This window comes from Peptacetobacter sp. AB800 (assembly GCF_047807365.1).
GTDB lineage: Bacteria > Bacillota > Clostridia > Peptostreptococcales > Peptostreptococcaceae > Peptacetobacter.
The window spans coordinates 1-3,414 of sequence record NZ_JBLOUI010000072.1 but is presented as its reverse complement, the minus strand read 5'-3'; the positions used below and the strand labels follow the sequence as shown (position 1 = coordinate 3,414).

The following is a 3,414-nucleotide window of genomic DNA, read 5'->3' as shown; positions in this document are numbered from 1 at the left end:
TTCAGTTAGTTGAGTATAAACTAAATACTAGACCAAGAAAATGTTTAGGGTTTAAAACACCCTTCGAGATATTTTATGATAAACTGTTGCACTTAGCTTGACAATTCGCCACTAAAAATTTAGACAAACTTTTCGGTGAGGATGTCCTTACTATCGAATGTGGTAACTGTGGTAAAGAGCTAAGTATAAATTTTTCAGATATCGGCTCTTCTGTTGTATGTCCACATTGTTCAACTGTTATTGAACTTATAGATGCTGATGACTCCGAATTTGACCAGATGGAGAAAGCAGCTAAGGACTTCCTTGATAATTTTTAATTATTTAATTTGAGTAAATTTTATTAGCTGAGCAAATGTTTCTAGTTCTTTATTAATCTCATCTTTTAGCTGATTAATACGTTCTAACGTTTTCTCAGCTTCTTCTTTGTCAACCTCTAACTTAACTTTTACTGTTATTTTTTTCTGTTCTGCCATTTTTATCACCTCACTTTTTAGACGTTAACGTCGTTATCGCCTATATTTTGATATTTATCTTTGATTTGTTCTGTGAGAAAATCAAAATAAATATTCTTTTTTGTGACATTAATTTTCAAAAAAAATTTTATTCACATCAATATCAGGAAAGGTATTTTTTAATTTTTTTAAAAAATTATAACTTGGGTTTCTTATCCCAGTTTCAATTTTACGGTATGTAGAAAAGCTTACACCTAGTATTTCTGCCATTTCTATTTGAGTTTTATTTAATTGTTTTCTATAATCCCGTAATATGTTATTCATTTTGTCACCCTCCTTTCTTATTTGTCACTCTTTGTGACTTCTTGATTTTATTATATGTCCTTTTTTGTGACACGTCAATATATTTTTTATTATTTTTGTGACATTTTTTGTAATTGTCACATTTTGTGTCAGTTTTTGTTATAATAATTTTATTAAATAGAATAAATAAGGAGAGAAAATACTATGAGTTTTGGAGATATATTAAAACAGCTTAGAACTGAACAGAACCTAAATCAAACCGAATTGGCTGATAAAATAGGAATTTCAAGAAGTTCTATAGCAATGTATGAAACAAATCAAAGAACGCCTGATTATGAAACAATAAATGCTTTATCTGATTTTTTTAATGTTTCATCAGACTATCTTCTTGGTAGAACAAGCATTAGAAACTTTGAAGAAAATACAATAGCAGCACACATGGATGATAGAACTAAAACTTTATCAGAAGAGCAAAGAAAAAGACTTGATGATTTTATCGACTTTTTAATATTTGAGGAAATGAAGAAAAACAATGACTAAGTTTGAGCAATTATTAGATATTGCCGAAAAAGAAAATATAATAATAAAATTTGTCGATGAAATTCCAGAAGTTTTTGCTGAGGCTTTATATATATCCAAGTTTGGTATCCGTATGATCCTGATGGCAAACATTCTTAAAAGCAATACCATTCGTATGACTGAGGTTCTAGCTGAGGAGCTGGGACACCATTTTACGAGCATGGGTGACAATATAGAGCCTAAGAATTATTTTGATAAGGTAAATATAGATAAGTGTGAAGCTAAGGCTCTTAGATGGGCGTGTAACTTTTTAGTACCAAAAGATGAATTGATAGATGAGTTAAAAAAAAGACCTGCCAGCATTGACGAACTTGCCGATGGGCTATCTGTAAGTCGAGATATATTGATGCAGAGCTTTTACTATCTATCTTTGAATAATGAATATCTGCAGATAGAGGATGATGAGTTTTTGGTTCTCTCTAATTATCCTACTCTGTATATATATAACAAATTTTAAAATGAGGTGATTATATTATGAAAGAAAAAATTGTACAATTTGATTATTATAGGGTTTTTTCTAAAGTTATAAAGAATCGTAGAGTAGAAACAAAAGAGTTTGACCTAAATGGTCTATTTGAAGAACTCGAGAAAAAAACTCCTCTAGATACAACTAGCAGCTATAGAGATGAGAAAGCTAGAATACAAACATTAAAATTTGATAACGAAAAAAAACTTTGGGAAATACAATTTTTAAGACTAAGAGAAACCTCTCTTCCTGGTATTGCCGATGATGATGGAGAGTTTGAAATTATATCCCTAGAAGACGATAAATATGTGGGTGAATTTGCATCTGCATTATATGATCCTGAAAAAAGAATTTTTATACTCCACAGAAATAGGAATAGTATTACTCCTAGTGGGTTAGGTGATTATCTTTCTTCTCTATTTGAAGATAATACATATAGTTTTGAATTAACTCCCATTTTAAGTAAAGATGATGCTACTTCTGCTTTATCAAATAAAAATTTTAAAAGCTTTAATATAGCGGTTTATGTAGATGATTTTCTACAAGAAATTCCAGATAAAAAAAGTCCTTTATATTCTATTATGAAAGGATTTTCTGAATATAATTCTGGTTATTCAAAATTTACACTTTCTTTAGGTAGAAAAAAATCTCATAAGTTTAATTTTTTGAATAATGGTATTACAAAAGATGATTTAGTTATGGCATCAAAAATGAAATCAGTAGCAACTCTTAAAACAAAAGTTGTTCCTAATATAACTTCAAATGATATTGAAGCTTCAGATGTAAAAGTAGAAGAAATCGATTTATTGAAAAATAGATTAAAAGATACTAATATTTTCTTTGTAGATAAAAGTGACCCCTTGACTCATGATAAAATCTATCCTATACTTTTAGGAAACTACTTATCACGTAGAGATACTTTTAAATCAGTTTAATAAAAAAAGGAGGTATGTTTATGTTTTTACCAAAAAAAAATAATATTGGTTATATTATTGAAAAATCAATAGTTTTTATATCAATATTGTTAAGTGTAATTATATTGATGTATACTGCTCCTTTAAAAATAAAAATATATAATTTTGATTTAATCGCAAGTTCTTTAATTACAATAGCTGCTACTTTCATAGGCGTTATTGTTACTACACTTACTTTATTAATAGCATTATTAGATTCTAAAGCTATAAAACGTATTTTTGAAATTGAACGTTGGAATTTATTTATAAAATATTTTTCTTCTCCAATTTTAATAGGACTTCTTTTAATTTTATTTATTCTATTTTTATTGTTTAAAATTGAATTTAAAGAAGTAGTTTATTTAGGTAAAATTTTATTTATAATTGCTTTTTCATTATGTGTTTCTTTTTTAGTATCACTTTTTAGACTTAGTTTGATTTTTATTGAGCTTTTAAAATCTATACAATATGAAAAAATATCTAAAAAAGATGATGCTGATGAATTGGATTTAACAAAATTAAAAAATAAATATAAATAAGGGCGATTTTTATCCAATGTCATTAAGTTAGTAGAAAAACATAAAGACCTCAATATTAGAAATAATATGGGGTCTTTTTATTTTATAAAAATGTTGACAAGAATTAAAAAATGTGTGGTCGC

General features: G+C 27.3%; 6 protein-coding genes. 4 read left to right on the top strand and 2 right to left on the bottom strand.

Annotated elements, in window-relative coordinates; translation table 11 throughout:
* Positions 1-317 precede the first annotated feature (317 nt).
* Positions 318-473 carry a hypothetical protein gene (locus ACK2WN_RS11860; protein WP_416155682.1) on the bottom strand — a complete coding sequence of 52 codons (156 nt, stop codon included), beginning with the start codon at positions 471-473 and terminating at the stop codon, positions 318-320.
* Between the two features lie 108 nt (positions 474-581).
* Positions 582-776, bottom strand: a complete 195-nt coding sequence (locus ACK2WN_RS11855; protein ID WP_416155681.1) for a helix-turn-helix transcriptional regulator — start codon at positions 774-776, stop codon at positions 582-584.
* A 183-nt stretch (positions 777-959) separates the two neighbouring features.
* Between ACK2WN_RS11855 and ACK2WN_RS11850 the strand changes: the two genes are divergently transcribed.
* The 4 genes from ACK2WN_RS11850 to ACK2WN_RS11835 are packed head-to-tail and all read left to right on the top strand — an operon-like array spanning position 960 to position 3,292.
* Positions 960-1,295: a helix-turn-helix domain-containing protein gene (locus ACK2WN_RS11850; protein WP_416155680.1), complete on the top strand. Its 336-nt coding sequence runs from the start codon at positions 960-962 to the stop codon at positions 1,293-1,295.
* A complete protein-coding gene (locus ACK2WN_RS11845) occupies positions 1,288-1,791 on the top strand; it encodes an ImmA/IrrE family metallo-endopeptidase (protein ID WP_416155679.1) in 504 nt (167 codons plus the stop codon). The genes ACK2WN_RS11850 and ACK2WN_RS11845 overlap by 8 nt, the downstream gene beginning before the upstream one ends.
* A 17-nt stretch (positions 1,792-1,808) precedes the next feature.
* The gene (locus ACK2WN_RS11840) at positions 1,809-2,735 is read left to right on the top strand and encodes a DUF6731 family protein (RefSeq protein ID WP_416155678.1); all 927 of its coding nucleotides are present in this window, start codon (positions 1,809-1,811) and stop codon (positions 2,733-2,735) included.
* A 20-nt stretch (positions 2,736-2,755) separates the two neighbouring features.
* A complete protein-coding gene (locus tag ACK2WN_RS11835; protein ID WP_416155677.1) occupies positions 2,756-3,292 on the top strand; it encodes a hypothetical protein in 537 nt (178 codons plus the stop codon).
* The last annotated feature ends 122 nt before the right edge of the window (positions 3,293-3,414 follow it).

What these genes read in the sequence shown, in the direction of transcription:
- ACK2WN_RS11855 (WP_416155681.1), bottom strand. Translation starts at nt 776, where the DNA reads ATGAATAACATATTACGGGATTATAGAAAACAATTAAATAAAACTCAA.
- ACK2WN_RS11835 (WP_416155677.1), top strand. Translation starts at nt 2,756, where the DNA reads ATGTTTTTACCAAAAAAAAATAATATTGGTTATATTATTGAAAAATCA.
- ACK2WN_RS11840 (WP_416155678.1), top strand. Translation starts at nt 1,809, where the DNA reads ATGAAAGAAAAAATTGTACAATTTGATTATTATAGGGTTTTTTCTAAA.
- ACK2WN_RS11845 (WP_416155679.1), top strand. Translation starts at nt 1,288, where the DNA reads ATGACTAAGTTTGAGCAATTATTAGATATTGCCGAAAAAGAAAATATA.
- ACK2WN_RS11850 (WP_416155680.1), top strand. Translation starts at nt 960, where the DNA reads ATGAGTTTTGGAGATATATTAAAACAGCTTAGAACTGAACAGAACCTA.
- ACK2WN_RS11860 (WP_416155682.1), bottom strand. Translation starts at nt 473, where the DNA reads ATGGCAGAACAGAAAAAAATAACAGTAAAAGTTAAGTTAGAGGTTGAC.